This is a genomic window from Halopenitus salinus (genome assembly GCF_042662125.1).
Taxonomy (GTDB): Archaea; Halobacteriota; Halobacteria; order Halobacteriales; family Haloferacaceae; genus Halopenitus; species Halopenitus salinus.
In genome coordinates this window covers 16,074-38,766 of sequence record NZ_JBHSXL010000006.1, presented here as the reverse complement: position 1 = coordinate 38,766, position 22,693 = coordinate 16,074, and the positions used below count along the sequence as shown (strand labels likewise).

General features: G+C 68.0%; 21 protein-coding genes and 1 tRNA gene. 15 read left to right on the top strand and 7 right to left on the bottom strand.

Features of this window, described 5'->3' with window-relative positions; all coding sequences use genetic code 11:
• Positions 1 to 107 precede the first annotated feature (107 nt).
• Positions 108 to 1,208: a DUF4330 family protein gene (locus ACFQE9_RS06370; protein ID WP_379742023.1), complete on the top strand. Its 1,101-nt coding sequence runs from the start codon at positions 108 to 110 to the stop codon at positions 1,206 to 1,208.
• A 258-nt stretch (positions 1,209 to 1,466) separates the two neighbouring features.
• Here the strand turns inward: ACFQE9_RS06370 and ACFQE9_RS06365 are convergent, their stop codons facing one another.
• Complete coding sequence (locus ACFQE9_RS06365) at positions 1,467 to 1,673, bottom strand: cold-shock protein (protein ID WP_373672819.1); 207 nt, start codon at positions 1,671 to 1,673, stop codon at positions 1,467 to 1,469.
• Positions 1,674 to 1,834: 161 nt separating this feature from the next.
• Between ACFQE9_RS06365 and ACFQE9_RS06360 the strand changes: the two genes are divergently transcribed.
• The 6 genes from ACFQE9_RS06360 to ACFQE9_RS06335 all read left to right on the top strand — a co-directional run bounded on the left by ACFQE9_RS06360 (position 1,835) and on the right by ACFQE9_RS06335 (position 6,403).
• Positions 1,835 to 2,575 carry a hypothetical protein gene (locus ACFQE9_RS06360; protein WP_379742020.1) on the top strand — a complete coding sequence of 247 codons (741 nt, stop codon included), beginning with the start codon at positions 1,835 to 1,837 and terminating at the stop codon, positions 2,573 to 2,575.
• Positions 2,576 to 2,746: 171 nt separating this feature from the next.
• Positions 2,747 to 3,340, top strand: a complete 594-nt coding sequence (locus ACFQE9_RS06355) for an amino acid-binding protein (RefSeq protein ID WP_379742017.1) — start codon at positions 2,747 to 2,749, stop codon at positions 3,338 to 3,340.
• The gene (locus tag ACFQE9_RS06350) at positions 3,340 to 4,335 is read left to right on the top strand and encodes a homoserine dehydrogenase (protein ID WP_379742014.1); all 996 of its coding nucleotides are present in this window, start codon (positions 3,340 to 3,342) and stop codon (positions 4,333 to 4,335) included. The genes ACFQE9_RS06355 and ACFQE9_RS06350 overlap by 1 nt, the downstream gene beginning before the upstream one ends.
• 367 nt (positions 4,336 to 4,702) lie before the next feature.
• A complete protein-coding gene (tuf, locus tag ACFQE9_RS06345) occupies positions 4,703 to 5,968 on the top strand; it encodes a translation elongation factor EF-1 subunit alpha (protein ID WP_379742011.1) in 1,266 nt (421 codons plus the stop codon).
• Between the two features lie 3 nt (positions 5,969 to 5,971).
• A complete protein-coding gene (gene rpsJ / locus ACFQE9_RS06340; RefSeq protein ID WP_021073576.1) occupies positions 5,972 to 6,280 on the top strand; it encodes a 30S ribosomal protein S10 in 309 nt (102 codons plus the stop codon).
• 38 nt (positions 6,281 to 6,318) lie between these two features.
• Positions 6,319 to 6,403 (top strand) — tRNA-Ala (locus ACFQE9_RS06335).
• 277 nt (positions 6,404 to 6,680) lie between these two features.
• On the opposite strand, the gene ACFQE9_RS06330 is transcribed toward ACFQE9_RS06335, so the two are convergent.
• Complete coding sequence (locus ACFQE9_RS06330; RefSeq protein ID WP_379742008.1) at positions 6,681 to 6,992, bottom strand: hypothetical protein; 312 nt, start codon at positions 6,990 to 6,992, stop codon at positions 6,681 to 6,683.
• 135 nt (positions 6,993 to 7,127) lie between these two features.
• Here ACFQE9_RS06330 and aldA point away from each other — a divergent pair, with 135 nt between their 5' ends.
• The gene (gene aldA, locus ACFQE9_RS06325) at positions 7,128 to 8,582 is read left to right on the top strand and encodes an aldehyde dehydrogenase (RefSeq protein WP_379742005.1); all 1,455 of its coding nucleotides are present in this window, start codon (positions 7,128 to 7,130) and stop codon (positions 8,580 to 8,582) included.
• A 59-nt stretch (positions 8,583 to 8,641) separates the two neighbouring features.
• Here the strand turns inward: aldA and ACFQE9_RS06320 are convergent, their stop codons facing one another.
• Positions 8,642 to 9,850, bottom strand: a complete 1,209-nt coding sequence (locus ACFQE9_RS06320) for a pyridoxal phosphate-dependent aminotransferase (protein ID WP_379742002.1) — start codon at positions 9,848 to 9,850, stop codon at positions 8,642 to 8,644.
• A 127-nt stretch (positions 9,851 to 9,977) separates the two neighbouring features.
• Positions 9,978 to 10,463 carry a DUF2062 domain-containing protein gene (locus ACFQE9_RS06315; RefSeq protein WP_379741999.1) on the bottom strand — a complete coding sequence of 162 codons (486 nt, stop codon included), beginning with the start codon at positions 10,461 to 10,463 and terminating at the stop codon, positions 9,978 to 9,980.
• Positions 10,464 to 10,695: 232 nt separating this feature from the next.
• On the opposite strand from ACFQE9_RS06315, the gene ACFQE9_RS06310 reads away from it, so the two are divergent.
• The 6 genes from ACFQE9_RS06310 to ACFQE9_RS06285 all read left to right on the top strand — a co-directional run bounded on the left by ACFQE9_RS06310 (position 10,696) and on the right by ACFQE9_RS06285 (position 15,930).
• Positions 10,696 to 11,685, top strand: a complete 990-nt coding sequence (locus ACFQE9_RS06310; protein ID WP_379741996.1) for a zinc-dependent alcohol dehydrogenase — start codon at positions 10,696 to 10,698, stop codon at positions 11,683 to 11,685.
• 117 nt (positions 11,686 to 11,802) lie between these two features.
• Complete coding sequence (locus tag ACFQE9_RS06305) at positions 11,803 to 12,174, top strand: DUF7475 family protein (RefSeq protein WP_379741993.1); 372 nt, start codon at positions 11,803 to 11,805, stop codon at positions 12,172 to 12,174.
• A 1-nt stretch (position 12,175) separates the two neighbouring features.
• Positions 12,176 to 13,012: a CDP-alcohol phosphatidyltransferase family protein gene (locus ACFQE9_RS06300; protein ID WP_379741990.1), complete on the top strand. Its 837-nt coding sequence runs from the start codon at positions 12,176 to 12,178 to the stop codon at positions 13,010 to 13,012.
• A gap of 102 nt (positions 13,013 to 13,114) precedes the next feature.
• Positions 13,115 to 13,510: a 6-pyruvoyl trahydropterin synthase family protein gene (locus ACFQE9_RS06295; RefSeq protein WP_379741987.1), complete on the top strand. Its 396-nt coding sequence runs from the start codon at positions 13,115 to 13,117 to the stop codon at positions 13,508 to 13,510.
• Positions 13,511 to 13,537: 27 nt separating this feature from the next.
• Positions 13,538 to 14,932, top strand: coding sequence for a glycosyltransferase family 4 protein (locus ACFQE9_RS06290; protein WP_379741984.1), 1,395 nt, complete (start codon positions 13,538 to 13,540; stop codon positions 14,930 to 14,932).
• The gene (locus tag ACFQE9_RS06285) at positions 14,929 to 15,930 is read left to right on the top strand and encodes a class I SAM-dependent methyltransferase (protein WP_379741981.1); all 1,002 of its coding nucleotides are present in this window, start codon (positions 14,929 to 14,931) and stop codon (positions 15,928 to 15,930) included. The genes ACFQE9_RS06290 and ACFQE9_RS06285 overlap by 4 nt, the downstream gene beginning before the upstream one ends.
• Positions 15,931 to 15,976: 46 nt before the next feature.
• Here the strand turns inward: ACFQE9_RS06285 and ACFQE9_RS06280 are convergent, their stop codons facing one another.
• The 3 genes from ACFQE9_RS06280 to ACFQE9_RS06270 form a co-directional block, all read right to left on the bottom strand.
• Entirely contained in the window at positions 15,977 to 18,295 is a 2,319-nt protein-coding gene (locus ACFQE9_RS06280) for a nitric-oxide reductase large subunit (protein WP_379741978.1), read from the bottom strand.
• Between the two features lie 164 nt (positions 18,296 to 18,459).
• On the bottom strand, positions 18,460 to 19,761 hold the full coding sequence (locus tag ACFQE9_RS06275; RefSeq protein WP_379741975.1) for a ribonuclease catalytic domain-containing protein: 1,302 nt from the start codon (positions 19,759 to 19,761) through the stop codon (positions 18,460 to 18,462).
• 108 nt (positions 19,762 to 19,869) lie between these two features.
• On the bottom strand, positions 19,870 to 20,310 hold the full coding sequence (locus ACFQE9_RS06270; RefSeq protein ID WP_379741972.1) for a DUF7562 family protein: 441 nt from the start codon (positions 20,308 to 20,310) through the stop codon (positions 19,870 to 19,872).
• A 212-nt stretch (positions 20,311 to 20,522) separates the two neighbouring features.
• Here ACFQE9_RS06270 and metG point away from each other — a divergent pair, with 212 nt between their 5' ends.
• Positions 20,523 to 22,658: a methionine--tRNA ligase gene (gene metG, locus ACFQE9_RS06265; RefSeq protein ID WP_379741969.1), complete on the top strand. Its 2,136-nt coding sequence runs from the start codon at positions 20,523 to 20,525 to the stop codon at positions 22,656 to 22,658.
• The last annotated feature ends 35 nt before the right edge of the window (positions 22,659 to 22,693 follow it).

The window sequence follows — 22,693 nt, the reverse complement described above, 5'->3', positions numbered from 1 at the left end:
CGCTCGATGTGGCCGTCCCAGTCGCTCGAAACGGCAACAATCATGTATCCGCGCCCGTCCCGTACCAACATGACTCTCACACGCGACTCTCCGGCCGGTGATCGCCAATGGCGCTCATAGACGACGAGGGCAACCTCCTCGGCGTAGTGAACGTCGTGGACGCCCTCGTGGTCCTGCTCGTCGCCGCCGTGGTCGTCGCCGGCGCGGCCCTCGTCCTCGCCGACGATCCGGCTCCAGAACCCGACACCGGAACGACCCACGCCACCCTCGATCTGGGCACCCAGCCCGACTACGTCGTCGCGGCGATCAACGAGGGTGACGTCTACGAGCCGAGCGACGGAACCCGACTCACGATCACGGACCTCCACCTCACGCCGCGCGAGGGCGGGGTCGCGGTGCTCGCCCGCGTCGAGGTTCAGGGGACACTCGACGACGACGGAGCGATCACCTACGAGAACGCCCCGCTACGGCTCGGGCGCTCTCTCGAGATCGCGACCGACCGCTACCAGGTGAACGGTCAGATCCGCGACGTCGGCGAGGCCGATGCGATCGACGCCGAGGAGACGACGGCGGTCCTGCGGGGAACCATGCCCGCCGCGGCGGCGGAAAGCATCGCTTCGGGCGACGAGCTTCGCCTGGCCGGACGCACCGTCGCCACCGTCGAGGACTCGGCCGTCTACGCGACCGCCGACCCCGGGACCCGCCGGGTGCTCCTCGCCGTCTCGCTCGACGCCCACCGCCACGGCGATTCCCTGTGGTTCGCCGGCACGCCCCTTCGCCAAGGACAAAACCTCACGTTCCCGACGACCGCCTACTCCTTCGAGGGGACGGTAGAGCGCGTCGGCGGCGAGCCCGAACTCGACTCGGCCACCACCCGCGAGGTCACCCTCCGCATGGAGGACGTCCACGAGGACATGGCGGACGCGATCGCGCCCGGAATGGTCGAGTACTCCGGCGAGGAGACGGTCGCCGAGGTCACCGACGTCGAGACGGAACCGTCCATCATCATCGCGACCGGAGACGACGGGACCGTGAACGTCGTCGACCACCCGGTGAACCGCGAGGTCACCATCACGGCCGACCTGCGCGTGCGCGAGACGACTACCGGAGTCCGGTTCAAGGGCGAACCCCTCCGGCAGGGCTCGACGGTCGTCCTCGATCTCGGCACGGTCACGGTCGAGGCGACCGTGGTCGCCGTCGGGGCGTAGTCTCGGTCGACGCCGAGGCGACGGTCGTCGCCGGGGCGCAACCGCAGTCGACGTCTCTCGGCGTCGTTGTGATCGATGTTTCTCGGCGCCTTACCGTCCCTTCGAGTTGACTCGTCGCTCCGCGCCGTTCCAACGCTCCGCAGCCAGCCGTCCAACTCCCGGTAGTCGGGTCGCGATCGCGACTCTACGCAGTCGGGTCGTGATCGGTCGAAAAAGCGAAATCGCCCTTCCTCGCTGGAAGTGACGGACGAGGTCGTCTTAGTTACGGACGAGGTTCGTCGCGCGGGGTCCCTTGGGGGATGATTCGATGTCGAACTCCACTTCCTGACCTTCCTCGAGATCGGGGCCGCCGACGTCCTCCATGTGGAAGAACACGTCTTCGTCCTCGTCTACGTCGTCCGCGTCAGTCGAAATGAAACCGTAGCCGCCAGTGTCGTTGAAGAAGTCAACCTTACCGTTTGCCATTGCAACCAAACGTACACCCCGTTCGGGGATAACGCTTGCGAGGGTCATGGTACCACGACCACCCCTCCTCGACTGGAGCGTCCACCCGACCGTTCCGCCGTCCGAATCGCCCACCTCTTTATACTCGCAGGCGTCACCATACGACGAGACGCGATACACCGATGTCCTCCGATTCCGACGCCGCCGGTCCGTCGATCGACCCGAGCGAGTCAGCGATCGGACGCGCGATCGAGCGCGCCGCGAACCGACTCTCTCGGGCGTCGGCGGACTCGGCGATCATTCGGACCGCCCGTCGAACCGCCGACCGCGCGAGCGAGATCGCCGTCGACTCCACGCTCGCCGACTGCGGGCGGTTCCTCGTCGAGGCGACCCGGAACTCCTGGCTGTTTCGCTGGCTCACCGCGGAGCCCGACCCGGAGGTGATCGTCATCGACCTTCGGGAGACGTGGACGGTCGGCCCGGTGCTTGTCCTCTTGGACCGAGTTCTCGGACGTCTCGGCGATGCGACGGCGGATTCGTGGTTCGCCTCGGCCGCGGAGTCGACTCACGCGGAGCTCCGTGCGGCACCCTTGCGCGTGCTCGGACTCCTCGCGCTCGCGGTCGGACTCGCGTCCGCGGTCGGCGTCTTCGTCTCGGCAGTCGTCGCGGATGGATCGATCGTCGGGATCCGCTCCGTTCTCGCGCTCGCCGTCGCCGCCGCCGGAACGATCGCGCTCCGGGACGACCGCACCTGGTCCGAGCTTCGGGAGACGCGTCCCGTCGAGCTGCTCGTCGCCGCGCTCGAACCGCCCGAGCCGCCCGAGCCGCCCGGCCCATCAGAGTCACCCGAGCCGCCCGAGGAGGATGCCACGCGATCGGCATCCGAGACGGACGAGGACGTCGGCCCCGATTCGACCCGGTAGTCCGTTCGGCCCACATCGCCGGAGGCTTATACCTCCCGACCCGACACCGTGGTGTATGCAGACGGGCACGCCCCCAGATCGACGCGTCGACACGGAGCCACGGCCGAGTCGCTCCGGGCCGACAACGCCGTGCCCCCTCGCGGACCGGATCGGGCGCTCGGAGGTGGTCGCGTGAGCGCCCCGAGCGGTCGCCGGGACGCCGACGTCGATGGCGACGCCGAGAGCGCCACCGACGGCGGCCACGCCGCCGCCTCCTCGACCCACACCGTTCGCTTAGAGCTCGTCGACGAGCCGGGCGAACTGCTCGCGGCGCTCCACCCCATCGCGGACAACGGCGGCAACCTCCTGTCCATCTACCACGAGCGCGGCAACAAGACCCCGCGTGGTCACATCCCGGTCGAGGTGGACTTCGAGGCGACCGAGGACCGGTTCGAGGCGATCGTCGAGGCGCTCCGCGAGGAGGGCATCAACGTGATGCAGGCGGGCACGGAGCGGTACGCGGAGCAGATCACGCTGTTGCTCGTCGGCCACCTCATCGACACCGACCTCTCCGACACGCTCTCGCGGATCGAGGAGTGTGCGTCCGCCTCCGTCGTCGACGTGTCCCTTTCGGCACCCAAGGGGTCCGGAAACGGCGTCTCCAGCGCCAGGCTCCGGCTCGCCGCGCGCGCGAACGAGACGGTCACCGCCCTCGAGGCGGTCCGGTCGATCGCCTCCGAGAAGGGGATCGACGTCATCGAGCCGCTCGCCGGAGGTGACCGGTGATGGCGGCGACCTCGCCAGGGACCGGCAGCCGACTCGCGATCCTCGGCGTCGGGGCCGTCGGTCGGTCGGTCGCCGAACTCGCGAGCGAGTACGGTCACGAGGTCGTGGCGCTCTCGGACTCGCGGGGCGCGGCGATCGACGAGGACGGACTCGACGTCGCCGACGCGCTCGCCGAGAAGGACGCCTCGGGCGTCGTCGGTCCCGCCGACCCGGCCGACGCGCTCGCCGCGGATTACGACGTGCTCGTCGAGGCGACGCCGACCACGCTCGGGGACGCCGAGCCGGGCTTTTCACACGTTCGGACCGCCCTCGAACGCGATCGGAACGTCGTGCTCGCGAATAAGGGGCCCGTCGCCGAGCGGTTCGGCGACGTTCAAGCGCTCGCCGACGACTCCGCCGGGTCAGTCCGATTCGAGGCCACCGTCGCGGGCGCCATCCCGGCGATTTCGACCATCGAGGACGTCGACCCCGCCCACGTCACCGCGGTTCGCGGCGTGTTGAACGGCACGGCGAACTTCATCCTCACGCGGATGGCGGCCGAGGGTCTCGGTTACGACCACGTCCTCGCGGAGGCCCAGGACATGGGCGTCGCGGAGGCCGACCCCTCCTTCGACGTCGAGGGGACCGACGCCGCGCTCAAGTGCGTCATCCTGGCGAACGTGCTCTCGTTCGGCTCCGCCGAGGATCCCTCCGATGCCCGTGAGTTCTCCCTCGCGGACGCGACCGTCGATGGCATTCGGGACATCCCCGGAAACGCCCTCGAACTCGCGGCCGACGACGGCCGCACCATCCGCCTCATCGGCGAGGCCAACCGCGATCGCGTCCGGGTCGGTCCGCGGCTCGTCTCCGAGGGCGCGACCCTCGCGGTCCCCGGCACGCAGAACATCGTCCAGCTCGAGACGACCCACGCGGACCGCTTGAACCTCTCGGGACGCGGCGCCGGCGGCCCCGAGACCGCGAGCGCCGTCCTCGGCGACGTCGGTCGTCTGAGCTGATCGTCGCTTTCTCCCCGTTCGCCCCTTTCTCCGTCATCGCGTTCTCCCCGCTCCATCAGCATCGCCCCCGCCTCTTTCGGTATCCGATTCGTTCTCGCCCACCCTCGGGCTCGACGATGCGTATCGGCGTCGACAATGAGTATCGGCCTCGACGACCGGTATCGATATTCACGACCGACATCGACGTTGACGACCGGTGTCGACCTCACCTCCCGGACCGGGTGCGGCGGTCGTGTCAGCACTCCCCACGTGAGGATCCCGCACAAACCGCCGGACGGCATCCGGATGGGTTGTACTCCGTATCGAAACCGTTTTAGTGGAATCAACCGAAAACATCCTCACAGAGCGCCTTAGCGCGTGATTACCCATGAGTGACAAACCGCACCAGAATCTGGCCATTATCGGCCACGTCGACCACGGCAAGAGTACGCTCGTGGGCCGACTCCTCTATGAAACGGGGAGCGTCCCCGAGCACGTCATCGAGCAGCACCGCGAGGAAGCCGAAGAGAAGGGCAAGGGCGGCTTCGAGTTCGCCTACGTGATGGACAACCTCGCCGAGGAGCGCGAGCGTGGCGTCACGATCGACATCGCCCACCAGGAGTTCGACACCGACGAGTACTACTTCACCATCGTCGACTGTCCGGGCCACCGTGACTTCGTGAAGAACATGATCACGGGCGCCTCACAGGCCGACAACGCGGTCCTCGTCGTCGCGGCCGACGACGGCGTCGCGCCCCAGACACGCGAGCACGTCTTCCTGGCCCGTACGCTGGGTATCGGCGAGCTCATCATCGGCGTCAACAAGATGGACCTCGTCGACTACGAGGAGTCCTCCTACGACGACGTCGTCGAGGAGGTCAAGGAGCTCCTCAACCAGGTCCGCTTCGATACGGACAACACCACGTTCGTTCCCATCTCGGCCTTCGAGGGCGACAACATCGCCGAGGAGTCCGAGAACACCCCCTGGTACGACGGGCAGATCCTCCTCGAGGCTCTCAACGACCTGCCGGCCTCCGAGCCGCCGACGGACGCGCCGCTTCGGCTGCCGATCCAGGACGTCTACACGATCTCCGGCATCGGGACCGTCCCGGTCGGACGTATCGAGACCGGCGTGATGAACACCGGCGACAACGTCTCCTTCCAGCCGTCGGACGTCGGCGGCGAGGTGAAGACGATCGAGATGCACCACGAGGAGGTGCCGAAGGCCGAGCCCGGCGACAACGTCGGATTCAACGTCCGCGGCATCGGCAAGGACGACATCCGTCGCGGCGACGTCTGTGGTCCCGCCGACGACCCGCCGTCGGTCGCGGAGACCTTCCAGGCGCAGGTCGTCGTCATGCAGCACCCGAGCGTCATCACCGCCGGATACACGCCGGTCTTCCACGCCCACACGGCGCAGGTCGCGTGTACGATCGAGTCGATCGACCAGAAGATCGACCCGTCCTCCGGCGAGGTCGCCGAGGAGAACCCGGACTTCATCAAGTCCGGCGACGCCGCAGTCGTCACCGTGCGCCCGCAAAAGCCCCTCAGCATCGAGCCGTCCGGGGAGATCCCGGAACTCGGCAGCTTCGCGATCCGCGACATGGGTCAGACCATCGCTGCCGGCAAGGTGCTCAGCGTCAACGAGCGATAATCGATGCAGCAGGCACGCGTCCGCCTCGCCGGTACCCGCCCCGAGGACCTCGACGACATCTGCGACGACGTCCGCGAGATCGCGGACTCGACGGGGGTCTCCCTGTCGGGCCCGATCCCGCTGCCGACGAAGACGCTGGAGATCCCGTCCCGCAAGTCCCCCGACGGAGAGGGGACCGCGACGTGGGAACACTGGGAGATGCGCGTTCACAAGCGTCTGATCGACATCGACGCGGACGAGCGGGCGCTTCGCCAGCTCATGCGCATTCAGGTTCCGAACGACGTCAGCATCGAGATCGTACTCGAGGACTAAGCGCTAGGGCGCACTCGCGCCGCAGTTCTTCCGTTTTTTGACCCGTCGATAGCGGCGCCGATGTCGGCGTCGATCGTTTCCTTCGCAAGGAAGAGGCCCGGGGTTCAAATCCCCGCGAGTCCATCGGAGCGACCGAGTTTTACGAGGGAGCAGAATGGTCGAGCGATGATTTGAACCCTACCAGTCGCGCGCAGCGACCGACGGGAGCGAGCACGTCTGGTTTCGGTTCACATCCCCGCGAGGGAACTCACTTCGTTCGTTCCCTCGCGTGCCCCCACTCGCTGCGCTCGTGGGGACCCCGCGAGTCCACTTCCGAACGCAGTACGAATCCGTGAGCGGAGCGTTCGCGTATCGAATTTGTAGTCGGTGTTGACTCACACCGATCGGTGTCAACTGACGGTTACCGTGCGCCCTGGCACCCGCCACGGAGCCGACTACACTCGGAACTCCGCGTCCGGACACAGACGTCCACGTCGGCGTACTCCTCCTCGACGATCTCCTCGAGGAGATCGAGCTCGCGTTGTCCGTGTCGATCGCTGGCGAGGAAGTAGGGGCCGAGCCGCTGTTCCACGACGCGACGGCCACAGAGCCCCTCTGCCTGCAGCGACCGAACGACCTCGCGGATCGCCGACTCCGACGGGCTCGGCTCGAAATCGAAGTCCGCTCCCCGCTCGCTCGAGAGCCGTTCAAGGAGCCGTTTCGTGTCGATCATACTCGAGGGAACGGACCTCGTATACTTCAATAGTAACCCGAACCAGTTCCGGTGTGGGTCGAATCGGTTCCGGTGTAACTCGAACCGGTGTCGGTGTCGTAAAATATATAAAAATCTGACTGACTCATCCGCATGATGTCTGGCACCTACCACCGCACTGGCGGTCACTACATCGACGGGCAGTGGCGTGAGCCGTCCGGCGGCTCCGAGGTCGACGTTCGCGATCCCGCCTCCGAGGCGGTCATCGCGGAACTGCCGACCGCGACGAGCGAGGAGGTCGCGGCGGCCGTCGAGGCCGCAAACGAGGCCCAGACCGAGTGGGGGCGACGCCCGGCCAAGGAACGCGGCGAGCTGGTCCGCGAGGTCGCGGACGTGCTTTTGGACCACAAGGACGAACTCGCGGAGCTGATCGTCGAAGAGCAGGGCAAACCCCGATCGGTCGCGGAGGGCGAGATCGAGGCCTCCGCCGACCTCGCGGAGTACATGGCCGAGTGGGACCGTCGCATCGAGGGCGACATCCTGCCGGGGGACGTTCGCGACGAGAGCATCCACCTCCAGCGACAGCCGGTCGGCGTCGTCGCGGGCATCATCCCCTGGAACTATCCGATCGCGGTGTTCGTTCGGAAGTTCGCGCCCGCCCTCGTCGCCGGCAACGCGCTCGTGGCCAAACCGAGCGAGCTGACGCCCGTGGCGACGTTACGGCTGACCGAGCTCATCGACGAGCACGTCGACCTCCCGGACGGGGTCTTCAACCTCGTCTTCGGCGCGGGCGAGGCCGGCGCACAGCTGGTCCAGTCGTCGGACGTCGACATGATCTCGATGACCGGAAACGTCGAGACCGGCAAGGAGATAATGCGTCAAGCGGCCGACAACCTCACGGAGGTCTCGCTCGAACTCGGCGGCAAGGCTCCCGCCATCGTCTGGAAGGACGCCGACGTCGACGAGGCGGTCGAGGACGTCCTCACGGCCCGGATCACGAATACCGGACAGGTGTGTACCTGCGCCGAGCGCGTCTACGTCCACTCGGACGTCCGCGAGGAGTTCGAACGGAAGTACGTCGAGGCCGCACGTGAGGTCACCATCGGCGATCCGAAAGACGACCCCGACATGGGGCCGCAGGTGAGCGAGCGGGAGCTCGAAAAGACCGCGGCCGCCGTCGATCGCGCCCGCGAACAGGGTGCGGAGGTCCTCCTCGGGGGATCCGCGCCCGACGACGGGGCGTTCGAGAGCGGGTACTGGTACGAGCCCACCGTCGTCGGCGGCGTCGACCAGGAGATGGACATCATGCAACGGGAGGTCTTCGGGCCGGTCACCCCGATCATGGAGGTCGACTCGCTGGACGAGGCCATCGAGTACGCCAACGACTCGCGATACGGGCTCTCGGCGTACCTCTTCACCGACGACTACCAGGTCGCCATGCGGGCCGCGGAGGAACTCGAGTTCGGGGAGACCTACATCAACCGCACCCTCGGCGAGTCCTGGCACGGCCACCACATCGGGTGGAACCAGTCCGGCCTCGGCGGCGAGGACGGCAAGTACGGCTTCCTGAAGTACACACAGCTCAAGACCGTCTACCACAACTACGCCTAGCGGACGTCACGGTCCGTCCGCGTCGTCGCCGACGAACGCTCGGCCGATCACCCGTCTCGTTATGCCGAACGCTCCGTCTCTCCGAGCTCCGATCGAACCATCGACTCGAACCGATCGAACCCGGTCGCGAGCCGATCGCGGTCGTTCGCGAAGCTCACCCGTAGGTAGCCCTCGCCGCCCTCGCCGAAGGCCGACCCGGGCGCAGTCACCACGCCGTGGTCGCCGAGGAGTCGCTTCGCGATCTCCAGGCTCGACCCCTCGAGAGCGCTCACGTCGACGAAGACGTAGAAACCCCCCTCCGGTCGTCCGGCTGAGACGTGCGGGATCGCCTCGATCCGATCGAGGACGTACTCTCGACGCGAGCGGAACGTCTCCCGCATGCGCTCGACCGGTTCGCGTGGGCCGGTGAGGGCGGCGACGCCGGCATGTTGTGCGGGCGTGTTGACACACGACGTCGTGTACTCGTGGATCGTCGAGAGCACGTTGACGACGTCGGCGGGTCCCGTGAGCCAGCCGACGCGCCAGCCCGTCATCGCGTAGGTCTTCGACAGGGAGTTCACGGACAGCACCCACTCGTCGTGGTCGGTCACGGCCGCGGCCCGCCGGGGTCGATCGCCGTAGGTCAACTCGCGGTAGACCTCGTCGGCGATGACGTACGCGCCGTTGTCGGCGGCCGTCTTCGCGATCCGCTCGATGCCGGCCTCGGAGATGGTTCGGCCCGTCGGGTTGGAGGGCGAGGTGATCGAGACCGCCGCGGTGTCGGGGCCGATCGCCTCGCGGATGGCCTCCGGGTCGGGCTCGAACTCCTCGGAGGCGGGCATCGGGACCTCGACCGGCTCGGCGCCGGCCAGACGCGTCTGTTCGATCACGTTCGGCCAGGCCGGAGTGGGAACCACGACCTCCTCGCCGGGATCCGCGACCGCCTGGATCGCGAGGTGGAGCGCCTCCACGCCGCCGGTGGTGACGACGACCTCCGAGTCGGGGTCGATGTCCGGACCCGGCTCCGACGACAGGCGCGCCGCGATCGCCGCGCGAAGCTCCGGTATTCCGGCGTTCGAGGTGTATTTCGTCCGGCCGTCCTTCGCGGCCTCGGTCGCGGCCTCCACGACGTGTTCGGGCGTGTCGAAGTCGGGTTCGCCGAACTCGAGGTGGACGAGATCGCCGCCTTGCCGCTCCGCGAGCTCGAACATCACGCGGATCTGCTGGGGTTCGACGTCGCCGACGCGCCGGGACAGCCGGTTCGTCTCGGTGGTGGTCCTCGGATCCATGTCCTCACCTTCAGGATCGACGCGAGAGGTCTTTGCGTCTGTGGTTGCCGGTTCTTTCGTCGACGCGGTCGTGGACCACTCGCCGTCGACGCCATCGCCGATCATTCGCCATCGATGCGGTCGTCAGTCACTCGCCGTCGAGATCGACCGGGAGCGCGTCGAGGTCCGGGTTCCGTTCCCGGAACTCGATCACGAGCCGGAACGCGAGCACGTAGGCCACGACGGCGAAGACGATCGCCAAAAGCAGATTCCCGGCCCACAGTCGAAGCAGGTGTTCCGTGCCGGCGACGGGCGTGAACGCCTCCATCGCCTCCTCGGGGACGGGCGCGAGCAGGCGGGTTCCGAGCCAGTAGCTCGTGCCGTAGACGCCCCACTTCACCGCCGGATTGAGAACGATCACGGACGCGAAGAGCGCGATCTTGCTCAGCTGTTTGAACAGGTACGCGAGAACGAGGAACACCGCGACTCCGAATCCGAGCGTCGGCAGGGCCGTGATGAAGACGCCGAGGCTGAAGCTCACGGCGATCTCGCGGGGCGTGTGGTCCTCGAGGAACGCCGACTCCAATTCCTCGCGAACCCGATCGTGGGTTCGTCTCGCCCGTTCCCGGATCATCACCGCGTCGATACTCCGGTAGCCGACATCAATGCTTCGACGTCCACATCAATTATACCGCCGTGGTCCCATCTACGTTCATGCTCCCCACCCATGCCGCGGGTCGGTTTCGACGGACGCAGCTTCGCTCGGTGCGACCGGCCGGTCGTTTCCGTCCCCGACCGGCCGGAGGCGACGATCGCGTTCGTCCGGCCGGAGTCGACGTCGACCGCCGACCGATGAACGGCACACGATGACCGACCGTGCCGTCTACTTCGTCGACGAACGAACGGTCGATGTCCGGTCGGTCGACGTTTCCGAACCGGGACCCCAGGAGCTCCTCGTTGAGGGCGAACTGTCCGCGATAAGCAGCGGCACGGAACTGCTCGTCTATCGCGACGAGACGCCGGAGATGTCCGTCGACGAGACCCTCGACGCGTTCGACGGGAGCTTCGAGTACCCGATGCGGTACGGCTACGCGACGGTCGGAACGGTCGCCGCGGTCGGGAGCGGGATGGACGAGGAGTGGCTCGGCGAGTCCGTCTTCGCGTTCCATCCCCACCAGACCCGTTTTTCGATCCCGGCGACGGACGTCGTCGCGCTCCCCGACGGGATGTCCTCGGAGGCCGGCGCGCTCCTGCCCTCGATGGAGACCGCCACGAACCTCGCGTTGGACGCCCGCCCGCGCGTCGGCGAGCGCGTCGTCGTCCTCGGAGCCGGCGTCATCGGGCTCTGTGTGGCCCACGTCCTCGCGGGGTTTCCGCTGGAACGGCTCGTCGTGGTCGATCCGATCGAGGCCCGTCGACGGACCGCCGAGGAACTCGGAGCCGACGATGCCCTCGCCCCGGAGGACCTCGCGGCCGGGTCGATGGACGCGGATCTGGCGATCGAGGTCTCGGGGCGGCCGGGCACCCTCGACGACGCGATCGACGCCGTCGGCTACGACTCGCGGATCGTCGTCGGGTCCTGGTACGGGACCAAGCGCGCACCGATCGATCTCGGCGGACGGTTCCACCGCGACCGGATCGAGGTCGTCTCGAGCCAGGTGAGCACCATCCATCCGGAGCTGCGGGGACGGTGGGACCGGTCCCGCCGTCGTGAGGTCGCCGTGGACCGCCTCGAACGGTTCGACCCCGAGACGGTCGTCACGCATCGGATGCCGATCGGACGGGCGCCGGCGGCCTACGATCTCCTCGACACCAGCCCGGACCGGGCGTTGCAGGTGCTTTTGGACCACACGTGAGTTCGCTCCGTCCGTTCGACCGCCCCGGACAGCGTCGCGGCCGTTCGACCGGCCCGGACAGGATCGCGGACGAAAGACCGTGACAAACGATTTATCGGTCTCGTCCGTAGGACCCGTATGGCTCGGATGGCCGACCGCTTCGATCTCGACTCGCTCTCGCCGCTGGCCCGCTTCGGGATCGTCCTCGCGCTCTCGAGCGCGCTCGTTCACCTCGTGTTGGGCGTCGGCTTCCTGCCGCACCCGATGGGGGTCGCGTTCCTGCTGGCCACCGGCGGGTTCCTCGGCGCGGTCTACCTGCTCGCGATGGGCTACCGTCGCCGCCTGCTGTATCTCGTCGGGATCCCCTTCGTCGGGATTCAGATCGTCCTCTGGTACGTGTTCAACCGTCCGGCCGGGCTCTCCGACGTCCCCGCCGTCCACCTGCTCGACAAGCTCGTTCAGGTCGCGTTGATCGGCGTTCTCGTCGTCCTCCATCGTCGGGAGCGGTAGCGTGACCTCGAGCGCATCCGCATCCCGCCGGCGTCGTCGGCGTCTCCGGGCCGTCGCCGCCGTCCACCTCGTTCTCGCGGTGGCAGTCTCGATCGTCGCCCTCTCGCTCCTCGATGTCCCCTTCGAGCCGGCTCGTTCCGGGGCGTCACTCGACCCGATCCGTTCGGGGGTTCCCGTGGGGTCGGGTCGTTCCGGCCTCGCGTTTCTCCTCGGAACGAGCCTGGCGCTCGTCGCGGCCGCGGCGATCGGCCGCCGCTCGCTCGTCGTCGCCCGATCGGAGGCCGGACCGCAGCCCGCCACCGCCGCCACCCTGGTGACCGCGATCCGTGCGGGCACGCTGGTTCCGCTCGCCGGCGTGCTGGCGGTATCGCTCGTCGCTGACCCGACGGTCGGCTCCAACGGATGGCTCCCGGCGACGCTCTACGGGACCGTCGCCGCTCTCGACGTTATCGATGGCGCGCTCGCGCGTGCGACCGACTCGGTCACCGCGCTCGGCGCCCGACTCGACACGGAGGCGGACGCGCTCGGGATCCTCCTCGCTTCTGCCCTCGCGGTTCGCTACGGCGCCGCACCGGCCGCCTTCATCGCCGTCGGCGCCGCTCGCTACCTGTTCGTCGCCGGAATGCACTTCCGCTCCCGGCGCGGACTCGCGCTCCACGAGCTCGACGACCGGCCGATCCGCCGCGTGCTGGCGGGGGCGGCCATGCTCGCCGTCTGGATCGCGCTCCTTCCGGCCGTCGCTCCCGAGCACGCTCGCGTCGTCACCGCGTTCGTGGCGATTCCGTTCCTCGGCCACTTCCTGCGCGACTGGCTCGTCGTCTCCGGTCGACTGGGCTGATCGGCGTCGACGTTCTAGGGACCGATCGATGTTTGCTCGCGGTTCCTCGTTCGGATCCCGCTCGGGACCCGGTTTTATGTGCGACGCCGCCGTGGTGATCCTGTGTATTCGGTGTCACTCTCCCGCGAGTTCATCGCCCAACACTACCTGATCGTCCCCGACCCGGGTCCGGAGGGGACGCTCCACTCGCATCGCTACACGGTCGAGGCGACCTTTCGTGGCCCCGAACTCGGCGAGTACGGCTACCTCGTGGACATCGACGCCCTGGCGTCCGCCCTCGAGGCCATCGCGGAGGAATTCGCCGACCGGACGCTCAACGACCTCGAAGCCTTCGCGGGGCGCAACCCGAGCGTCGAACACCTCGCGCGGATCGTCGGGGACCGGCTCCTCGATCGGATCGTCCCGGAGACCGCCACGGAGCTGTCGGTTCGCGTTCGCGAGGACGATGTCGCCGCCGTCACACACCGACGCTCGCTCGGCTCCGACGCGGAACCGTAAGCCGCGGGACCCTCACCGACCACCATCATGGACGCAGGTAGCGATCCCGGAACCGACGGCACGTCGCCCTCACGGATACGGACCGACAGCTCCCGATCGACCGGCCGGACGTCGGGCCCCTCAATCGCGGGCTCCCTCTCGTTCGCTCTCGTGGTCTACGAGGGACTCGAGGGGTCATCCGGCGGATTCCGCTACGATCGCGAGATCGTCTCGCGCCTGCGTGAGCGCGGCGACACGGTCGAGGTGATCGCGCTCCCGTGGCGCCGGTATCCGGCCGCCGTCGCGACGGCCTACTCGCCTCGCCTCCGCTCGCGACTCGACCGGGACGTCGACGTACTTCTGGAGGACGGACTGTGTCACCCCGCCCTGTGGCGACATAACCGTCGGATCGAGGGACCGGACGCCGTGGTCGGGCTGCTCCACCACCTCCGTTCGGACGATCCGACGGAGCGATTCCGCTCGCTGATCCGTCCCGTCGAACGGCGGTTTCTCGACTCGCTCGACGGCGTCGTCGCAACCAGCGCGTTCACCGAACGGCGCGCCCGCACTTGCTGTCCTGCGCTCGGGCCCCGTCCGTCGCTCGGGTCTTGTTCGTCGCCTGATCCCCGTCCGTCGCTCGTCGCCCACCCCGCCGGCCGCGCGGAGGCCGCGGCAGTCCCTCCGGACACGTTGGCCGACCGCACGGCCGGCGATCCCTTCCGCGTCGTCTACGTCGGCTCCGTCGTGCCACGCAAGGACCTGCGAACGCTCCTCGAGGCGCTCGCACGGATCGGGCCCTCGCGGGGCGAGCAGCACGAGACGGGTGCTAGGGACAACGAACTGGAGGAGACGCGCGACGCCCCGGTCGACTGGCGGTTGACCGTGATCGGTGATCGAACGGCGGATCCGGGGTACGCTGACGACGCTCTCTCCCGGACCCACGCGCTCGGGATCGGCGATCGCGTCGAGTTCCTCGGAACCGTTCCGACCGACGTCCTGGTGCGGAAACTCGAGTCGGCGCACGTCTGCTGTGTCCCGTCACAGTATGAGGCCTTCGGCATGGCGCACCTCGAGGCGATGGAGCGCGGGGCCGTTCCCGTCGCCGGCTCCGTCGGCGGCGCGAGCGAGTTCCTCGCGGACGGCGTGAACGGACTGGTGATCGACCCCGGCGATCCGGCCGCGCTCGCCGACCGTCTCTCGCGGCTCGCGACCGACCGGAACCTGCTCGCGAAGATCGCCCGCGGCGCCCTCGCGACCGCCGACCGCCAACCCGGGTGGGACGCCGTGACGGAGTCGCTCCGCTCGTTTTGCGGCGCGTTGGCGACCGAGAACGTCGACGGTCGGGGGTCCGCTGCTGTACCAGATCCCCACGCGGTCCCCGACGTCCGGATCGAGCCCCACGGGGCTCCGTCCCGAGGTGTGGAGGGAGCGATCGACCCGTGACCTCGAAGTCCGAATTCCTCGAGGCGAAGACCACCGTCGACGACCGGGCGGTGAATCGCCGCATTCGGGATCGGTTCCTCGCCGCCCTGCGCGAGCGTGCGGACCGGTCCGACGGCCCGGTTCGCGTCCTCGAACTCGGCGCAGGCGTCGGATCGATGATCTCCAGGTTCGCCGCCTGGGACGGCACCCCCGACTCCGTTCGCTACCGGGCCGTCGACGTCGATCCCGACGTGATCGCCGTCGCTCGGGATCGGGTCCCCCGCCATCTCATGGATCGAGGCTACGAGATCACGCGGGATGACACGGCCTTCCGGGAGGACGCGGCTGCCCAGCGTGACGCGACCACCCGGCGCGGCGACCGGTTCGTGGCGACGACCGCCGAACGAACCGGGGATCCCGACCGGCTCGAGATCTCGCTCGAGGTGGCCGACCTCCGTGAGGTCTCGGCCGAGGCGGACGCGGTCATCGCGTCGGCGCTTCTCGACCTCGTGGATCTGGAGTGTGTCCTCCCACGGATCCGGTCGCTGCTCGCCGACGGCGGGCTCCTGTATGCGCCCTGCACCTACGCCGGCGCCACGGGCTTCGCCCCGGCTCACCCGCTCGACGACCGAATCGAGCGGCTCTACCACCGACACATGGACGAGGTGCGCGAGCAACCCGGAAGCAGCCGAGCCGGTCTGGATCTCCTCGCGGCCGCGCCGGCGTTCGACTACGAGGTGCTCGACGCGGGCGGGGCGGACTGGGTCGTTCGACCCATGACCGTGGGGGAGAACGGACGCGGCGACCCGAGTGGTGGGACGAATGGCGAGTACCCGGCGATGGAGGCGACCTTTCTTCGCGGACTCCTCGAAACGATCGACGGTGCGCTCGCCGACTTCCCCGCGGACGTCCTCGATCCCGCAGACCGAAAGCGGTGGGTCGAGGCCAGACGGACGCAGGTCGAGCGCGGCGAGTGTTCGATGATCGCCCATCACCTCGACGTCCTCATGCGCGCGTGAGACGGAGGAAAACGGGATCGATCGGGATCCCCGACGGTGGGCCGCCTCAGTCGTCGTCGAGCGCCGCCGGCTCCTCGTCCTCGTCGATCATCCGCTCGGGGATCGTGCCGGATCCGGTCGTCGGTCGCGAGACCGGACGGAGGGTGAAGCGCTTTTTCACCATGTCGTAGAGGAACACGAACGTGCCGAGGATGATGAGCGTGTCGCCGGGCAGGCGCGCCCAGAACAGCGCCTGGACCAGATCGCGGTTGTAGAACGCGAGGCTTCGCGCGGCGGCGTAGCCCTCGGTGAACGCCACCTCGAGCTGGAGGAACCCGACCGGGAGCACGGAGACGAACACCATCACGGCGAGTCCCACGTTCCACAGCCAGAAGGCCCACCGGAGGTGACGTTCGGTCCAGTCGGCAGGCCGCGTCGCGATCCGCAGCATGTAGGTCGCCATCCCCAGCGCGAGGAAGCCGAACGCGCCGAACATGGCGGCGTGGGCGTGGCCGACTGTCAGGTACGTGCCGTGTTCGTAGTAGTTGATGAGCGGGAGGTTGATGAAGAAGCCGAGCACGCCGGCGCCCAGGAAGTTCCAGAAGCCGCTCGCGATGATGAACATGAACGGCAGCGTGTACGGGAACGACTCGCCGCTCGTCGCGAGCGCGCGGTACTGGCCCATCGCCTCGAAGAGGATGAGGATGAGCGGGATGAGCTCGAGGGTCGAAAAGACGGTTCCGAGCGGGAGCCACACGTCGGGCTGGCCGACCCACCAGTAGTGGTGGGAGGCGCCGATGACGCCGGAGCCCATCACGAAAAGCGCCTGGAAGGCGACCGCCTTCTCGGCGGAACGCTTGCGCAACAGGCCCATGCTCACGAGCGTGAGCCCGACGATGGCGACGATGAAGAACTCGAAGGCGCCCTCGACCCACATGTGGACGACCCACCACCGCCAGAACTCCGTCATCACGATGTTGGTCTCCGGCGTGTAGAAGAACCCGGCGGTGAACAGCAGGCCGATCGATCCGCCCGCGTAGATGATCATGTGTGCGAGCCCGTAGGGCGACTCGCGATCGAGAAGCGGCTTGAACCCGCGCCAGACGAGCCCGGTCCACAACACGAACCCGACGAGGAGGCCGACCTGCCAGAGGCGGCCGACCTCGAGGTACTCGAGCCCCTCGTTGCCGATGATCCACCAGAGGTCGCCGTCGATGTACCCCTGCGCGCCGAGCCAGACCCCGGAGAGCCCGCCGACGGCGGCCACGATCAGCGCGCCCAACAGGACGTGGACGTAGGTCCGCTGGCGGTCCGGCTCGTGGCCGGTCAAAAGCGGCGGGAGGAACAGCCCCGCGCCGAGCCACAGCGAGGCGATCCACAGGATGCCGAGATCGAGGTGGAACGTCTTGGCCAGCGCGAACGGGAACGCCTCGACGATCCCGACGCCGAACACCTCCTCGACGCCGAAGAAGGCGTGCCGTTCGACGTAGTAGTGGGCGAGCAGCCCGCCGAGGAGGACCTGTACCGCAAAGAGCGCGCCCGCGAGCGGGATGAATCGCGTCGCCGCGCGCTGGCTCGGCGAGAGGTTGATCTCGTCCGGCGGCGGGATCTCGATGCCGGTCACCTCCGGCTCCGGGAGCGTGACCGACTTGTACAGCCAGACGCCGATCCCGACGGCGCCGACGAGCAGGACCATGCTGATCACGCTCCAGATCATCGTGGCCCCGGTGGGAACGTTCCCGGCGTCGGGGTTGTACGGCCAGTCGTTCGTGAAGCTGTGGTCGCTTCCGGGTCGGTCGGTGTGGGAGATCCACGCCGTCCAAAGCGCGAAGTCGGCGAACTCGCGTGCCTCCTCCTCGGAGCCGATGAACTCGGCGGGAACGCCGCGATCGAGATCGCCGCCGTGGTACCGATCGACGTAGGTCTCCGTGACCTGTTCGTGGGCGTACGCCTCCGCCGTGGAGTACTCGATCGTCTCCTGGCCCTCCGTGATGGTCCCGCCGAGGTCGTCGCGCACCATCCGGTCGACGGCCGACTGGTCGGGTCCGTCGAGGGACCCGTAGGACTCCCCGTAACGCTCCTCGGCGTAGTACTCCCGCATGTACTCGACCTTCAGATCCAGGGTATCCGCCGTGTAGTCCGGTCCGAAGTAGGCCCCGTTTCCGAGGATCGAGCCGTGGTTCATCAGCCCGTTCTTCTGGAAGGCGATCTTGCCGTCGCGAACCTGGGTGTCGGTGACGATCACGTCCCCGTCCGGACCGACGACCTCCTGGGGGATCGGCGGCACCTGCTGGGCCGAGTAGAACGCCCCGGCACCCATCACGACGAGGTTGAACACGAACACGACCGCGAGCACCTTCGCGATCGTTCGTCGAGTGAGCTCCATGTCGGAGCGTCCACTCGCGAGCCCATAATACCTGCCCACGAGTATATTCGTGCGTCACCCGGTCACGACGGACGTGGACGGGTGTCCGGGACACCTCCGTGATCGACGTCCCCGGTACCCCCGGGATCGAGTGCCCGCGATCGACGTCCGGTCTCCCGACCGCCTCAGACGTCGTAGTCGGCGTCCTCCGCGTCCTCGACGACCTCGAGTCCGCGGTTGTTCACCGCGTAGGCGTCGATCCCGAGCTCCTGGATGAACTGCTTGTAGAGGCGCTCGGCCGTCTCGCCATCCTTCTGTTTGTCCGAGGCGCGATCACAGAGCTCGATCAGGTTCTCCGGAACGTCGTTCGTGTGTACGATCCAGTGGTTGATCAGGTCCGAGAGCCGGCGGATGGGCGAGGTGAAGTGGCCGTAGATGTCGAAGTTGAGCGCGTGGTGGCCCCCGAAGGGGTCGTTCATGTACTTCGCGCGCGGCATCACCTTGAGGACGGCCCGCTGGATCTTGTTGAGCTGTCGATCCGGCGACTGTTCGAGCGCGGCGTTGACCGCCTTCCGGGGGTCGTCCCACGAGGAGCCGGGGATCGAGACGGACTCGAGCTCCTGGATCTCCCGGAGCGCGTCGTTCCACTGGTCCGGCGTCGGCTGCGGGTGGACGCGGTACATCGCCTCGACGCCGCGGTCCCACATGAGCGTGTGCGTGACGGCCTTGTTGGCCTTCAGCATCGACTCCTCGATGATCGTGTGCGCGCGGTCGCGGCGGGGGTTCAACACGAGCGAGCCGTCCGCCTTGCGCTGTTCGTGCATCCGGTCGGCCAGCTCGAACGCGAGCGCGTTCTCGTCGTGCAACGGCGCGTCCTCGTCCTCGAGGCGGTTCTCACACTGCGTGTAGGTGAGCCGCTCGTTCGAGTTGATGACCGACTTGTAGATATCGATGTCCTCGAAGGAGAGCGTCTCGTCGTCGATCTCCATCTCGACGGTGTGTGCGAGCCGGTCCTCGTTCGGGACGAGCGAACAGACCGTCTCGGCGAGGGTCGGCGGCAGCATGTGGACCGTATAGGCGGGCAGATAGACCGTGTTGCACCGTTTCACCGCCTCCTCCCACATCGACGTCTCCGGGTTCACGTAGTGGGTGACGTCGGCGATGTGGACCCACAGCCGGTAGGCGTCCTCCTCGCGTTCGATCGAGATGGCGTCGTCGAAGTCCTGGGCGTCGATCGGGTCGGTGGTCCAGGTCGTCAGATCCCGGAGGTCCCGACGCTCCTCGACCGCCTCCTCGATCTCGGCCTCGACGCCCTCCGTTCGGGCCTCGGCCTCCGCGAGCACCTCCCGGGGGAACTCGTCGCGGATCTCGAACTCCTCGAAGAGCTCCTCGCGTTTCTCGGCCAGCTGGTCGGCCACCGCCTCCGTGACCCGAACCGGCCCCTGGTCGTCGCCGGTGTCCGACTCGGATCGCGCGTCGCTTGACATGTCGGGGACAATGCGTGTCGGGTAGAAAGGCGTGTCGGGGTCGCGGGACGACCGGCGTACGGACGCGATCGCGGACGTATCGGTGCGGTTCGCGGACGCCGAGGCCGGTCACCGCCCGCGATCGCGATCGTCTCGACGATCGAGGTCCGGCCGATCGCCGTCCAGTCGATCGGGGTCCGATCGATCGCCGTCCAACCGATCGCCATCCAGTCGCTCCCCGTCCAGCCGATCGCCGTCCGGCCGATCGAACCCTCCCGCGTCGTTCGATCCGGTCCCTCCCGACTCGGCGGCCGCGGCGTACCGCTCGAGGAACGTCGAGCGGTCGAGCTCGCCGGCGCCGATCGCACACAGAAGCGACTCGAGATCGCCGCGCGGCTGGTGGCACAGATCGTCGTGGCACTCCCGGCAGAGATGCTCGAACTCCTTTCCGCGGCGGTCGAAGCGATCGCCCTCCTTGTCGTACTCGCGGGCCTCGGATCGGAGGATCGCGTCGCCGCAGGCGATACACACCACCGTCGTTCGTTCCCGGTGATTCCGGGGCGACCACATGATCGACGCCACGGGCCGGTGGTACTTAGGGATTCGTGCGCGGCTGCCGCGCGTCGGACGTTCGGCGTCGAACGTTCGCGGTTGGACACCGGCGTCGAACGTCCGGTGTCGGACGCCCGGCGTCGGTGGGTGTTAAAAACCCGGGCGGGACGGATCGGCGGGCTTTAGGCCGCGATTCCCGGATACGCTCACGAGCGACGACGAGGACCACCATGAGCCACGAAGACTTCCCGACGGACGACCCCGCGGTGGTGACCTGCGGGTTGCCCTACGCCAACGGCGACCTGCACGTCGGCCACCTCCGCACCTACGTGGGCGGCGACGTCTACGCCCGCGCACTCGAACGACTCGGCCAGCAGACGGCGTTCGTGAGCGGCTCGGACATGCACGGCACGCCCGTCGCCGTCAACGCCGAACGCGAGGGCGTCTCCCCCGAGGACTTCGCCCTCGAGTGGCACGAACGGTACGCCGAGACGTTCCCGAAGTTCAACGTCGAGTTCGACAACTACGGCCACACCCACGACGGGACGAACACCGAGCTCACCCGCGAACTCGTCCGGACCCTCGACGAGCGCGGCCACGTCTACGAAAAGGAGATCATGGTCGCCTACGACCCGATCGACGACCAGTACCTCCCCGACCGATACGTCGAGGGGATCTGTCCCTACTGCGGGGCTCACGCCCGGGGCGACGAGTGCGACGAGGGGTGTCAACGCCACCTCGAGCCCGGCGAGATCGAGGACCCGGTCTCCACCATCTCGGGCAACCCCGCCGAGTACCGCGAGCGCACCCACAAGTTCTTCGAGGTCTCGGAGTTCGCCGACTACCTCTCCGCGTTCCTCGACCGGCTCGAGGGAACCTCGAACGCGCGCAACCAGCCCCGCGAGTGGATCGAACAGGGGCTGCAGGACTGGTGTATCACCCGGGACATGGACTGGGGGATCGACTACCCCGACGCCGACGAGGGCGGGGACGCCGGCGAGGGTGACGACCTCGTCCTCTACGTCTGGGTCGACGCCCCGATCGAGTACATCGCCTCGACGAAACAGTACACGGAGCGCGCGGGCGCCGACGTCTTCGACTGGGAGGCCGCCTGGCGGGACGACGCCGACCACGACGGCGGCCAGATCGTCCACGTGATCGGCCGCGACATCATCCAACACCACACGATCTTCTGGCCGGCGATGCTGCACGCGAGCGACCACGTCGAGCCGCGCGCGGTGATGGCCTCCGGGTTCGTCACCCTCGGCGGGAAGGGCTTCTCGACCAGCCGCGACCGGGCGGTCTGGGCCGACGAGTACCTCGAGGAGGGGTTCCACCCGGACCTGCTGCGCTACTATCTCGCCACGAACGGCGGCTTCCAGCAGGACGTCGACTTCTCGTGGGAGCGGTTCCGCGAGCGCGTGAACAACGAGCTGGTGGGCACGATCGGCAACTTCCTCTACCGCTCGCTGCTCTTCGCCCACCGAAACTACGACGGCGCGCCGGCCGACGTCGACGAGCCGAGCGAGGAGGTCGAGACGGCGATCGACGAGGCGGTTGCCGACGTCACGGCGGCGGTCAACGACTACTCGATCCGCGATCTGGGCGACGCCGTCACCCGCCTCGCGGGCTTCGGAAACGAGTACATCCAGCGCAACGAGCCGTGGGCGCTCGTCGACGACGAGCCGGAGGCGGCCGCACAGGTCATCTACGACTGCGTGCAGATCGCCAAGGCGATCGCCGTCCTCTTCGAGCCCATCGCCCCCGAAAAGTGCGAGCGACTCTGGAGCCAGCTCGGCGAGGACGGTTCGATCCACGACGTCACCGTCGAGGCGGCGACGGAACCGCCCGCCGGATCGTTCGACGAGCCCGCGGAACTCTTCGAGAAGATCCCCGAAGAGCGCGTCGAGGAGCTGAACGCGAAGCTCGAGGAACGGGTCGCGGCCGCAACGGACGAAGGCACGGAGACGGACGATGATGAGAACGTGTCGGCGGACGAAGGGTCCGAAGAGGACGACGTGAGCGTCGATCTCGAGCCGCTCGCCGAGGACCGGATCAGCTTCGAGGAGTTCGAGGCTCTCGACCTCCGCGTCGGGCGGATCCTCTCGGCGGAGGGGATCGAGGGCGCAGACAAGCTCGCCCGCCTGGAGGTCGACATCGGCGTCGAGACCCGCCAGATCGTCGCCGGGATCAAACAGCTCCACGACCTCGAGGAGATCGAGGGACGGACCGTGATCGTCCTGGCCAACCTCGAGCGCGCGGAGCTGTTCGGCGTCGAGTCGAACGGGATGGTCCTCGCCGCCGGCGAGGAGGCGGACCTCCTCGCGACCCACGGGGACGCGAAGCCGGGCGAGACGGTGCGGTAGATTCCGGCCCGCCCGCGGTAGAACCTCGATCCACC

Bases quoted from the DNA above. Each gene is read 5' to 3' on its own strand.
- ACFQE9_RS06370 (WP_379742023.1), top strand. From the start codon at position 108: ATGGCGCTCATAGACGACGAGGGCAACCTCCTCGGCGTAGTGAACGTC.
- ACFQE9_RS06365 (WP_373672819.1), bottom strand. From the start codon at position 1,673: ATGGCAAACGGTAAGGTTGACTTCTTCAACGACACTGGCGGCTACGGT.
- ACFQE9_RS06360 (WP_379742020.1), top strand. From the start codon at position 1,835: ATGTCCTCCGATTCCGACGCCGCCGGTCCGTCGATCGACCCGAGCGAG.
- ACFQE9_RS06350 (WP_379742014.1), top strand. From the start codon at position 3,340: ATGGCGGCGACCTCGCCAGGGACCGGCAGCCGACTCGCGATCCTCGGC.
- tuf (WP_379742011.1), top strand. From the start codon at position 4,703: ATGAGTGACAAACCGCACCAGAATCTGGCCATTATCGGCCACGTCGAC.
- rpsJ (WP_021073576.1), top strand. From the start codon at position 5,972: ATGCAGCAGGCACGCGTCCGCCTCGCCGGTACCCGCCCCGAGGACCTC.
- ACFQE9_RS06330 (WP_379742008.1), bottom strand. From the start codon at position 6,992: ATGATCGACACGAAACGGCTCCTTGAACGGCTCTCGAGCGAGCGGGGA.
- aldA (WP_379742005.1), top strand. From the start codon at position 7,128: ATGTCTGGCACCTACCACCGCACTGGCGGTCACTACATCGACGGGCAG.
- ACFQE9_RS06320 (WP_379742002.1), bottom strand. From the start codon at position 9,850: ATGGATCCGAGGACCACCACCGAGACGAACCGGCTGTCCCGGCGCGTC.
- ACFQE9_RS06315 (WP_379741999.1), bottom strand. From the start codon at position 10,463: ATGATCCGGGAACGGGCGAGACGAACCCACGATCGGGTTCGCGAGGAA.
- ACFQE9_RS06310 (WP_379741996.1), top strand. From the start codon at position 10,696: ATGACCGACCGTGCCGTCTACTTCGTCGACGAACGAACGGTCGATGTC.
- ACFQE9_RS06305 (WP_379741993.1), top strand. From the start codon at position 11,803: ATGGCTCGGATGGCCGACCGCTTCGATCTCGACTCGCTCTCGCCGCTG.
- ACFQE9_RS06290 (WP_379741984.1), top strand. From the start codon at position 13,538: ATGGACGCAGGTAGCGATCCCGGAACCGACGGCACGTCGCCCTCACGG.
- ACFQE9_RS06280 (WP_379741978.1), bottom strand. From the start codon at position 18,295: ATGGAGCTCACTCGACGAACGATCGCGAAGGTGCTCGCGGTCGTGTTC.
- ACFQE9_RS06275 (WP_379741975.1), bottom strand. From the start codon at position 19,761: ATGTCAAGCGACGCGCGATCCGAGTCGGACACCGGCGACGACCAGGGG.
- ACFQE9_RS06270 (WP_379741972.1), bottom strand. From the start codon at position 20,310: ATGTGGTCGCCCCGGAATCACCGGGAACGAACGACGGTGGTGTGTATC.
- metG (WP_379741969.1), top strand. From the start codon at position 20,523: ATGAGCCACGAAGACTTCCCGACGGACGACCCCGCGGTGGTGACCTGC.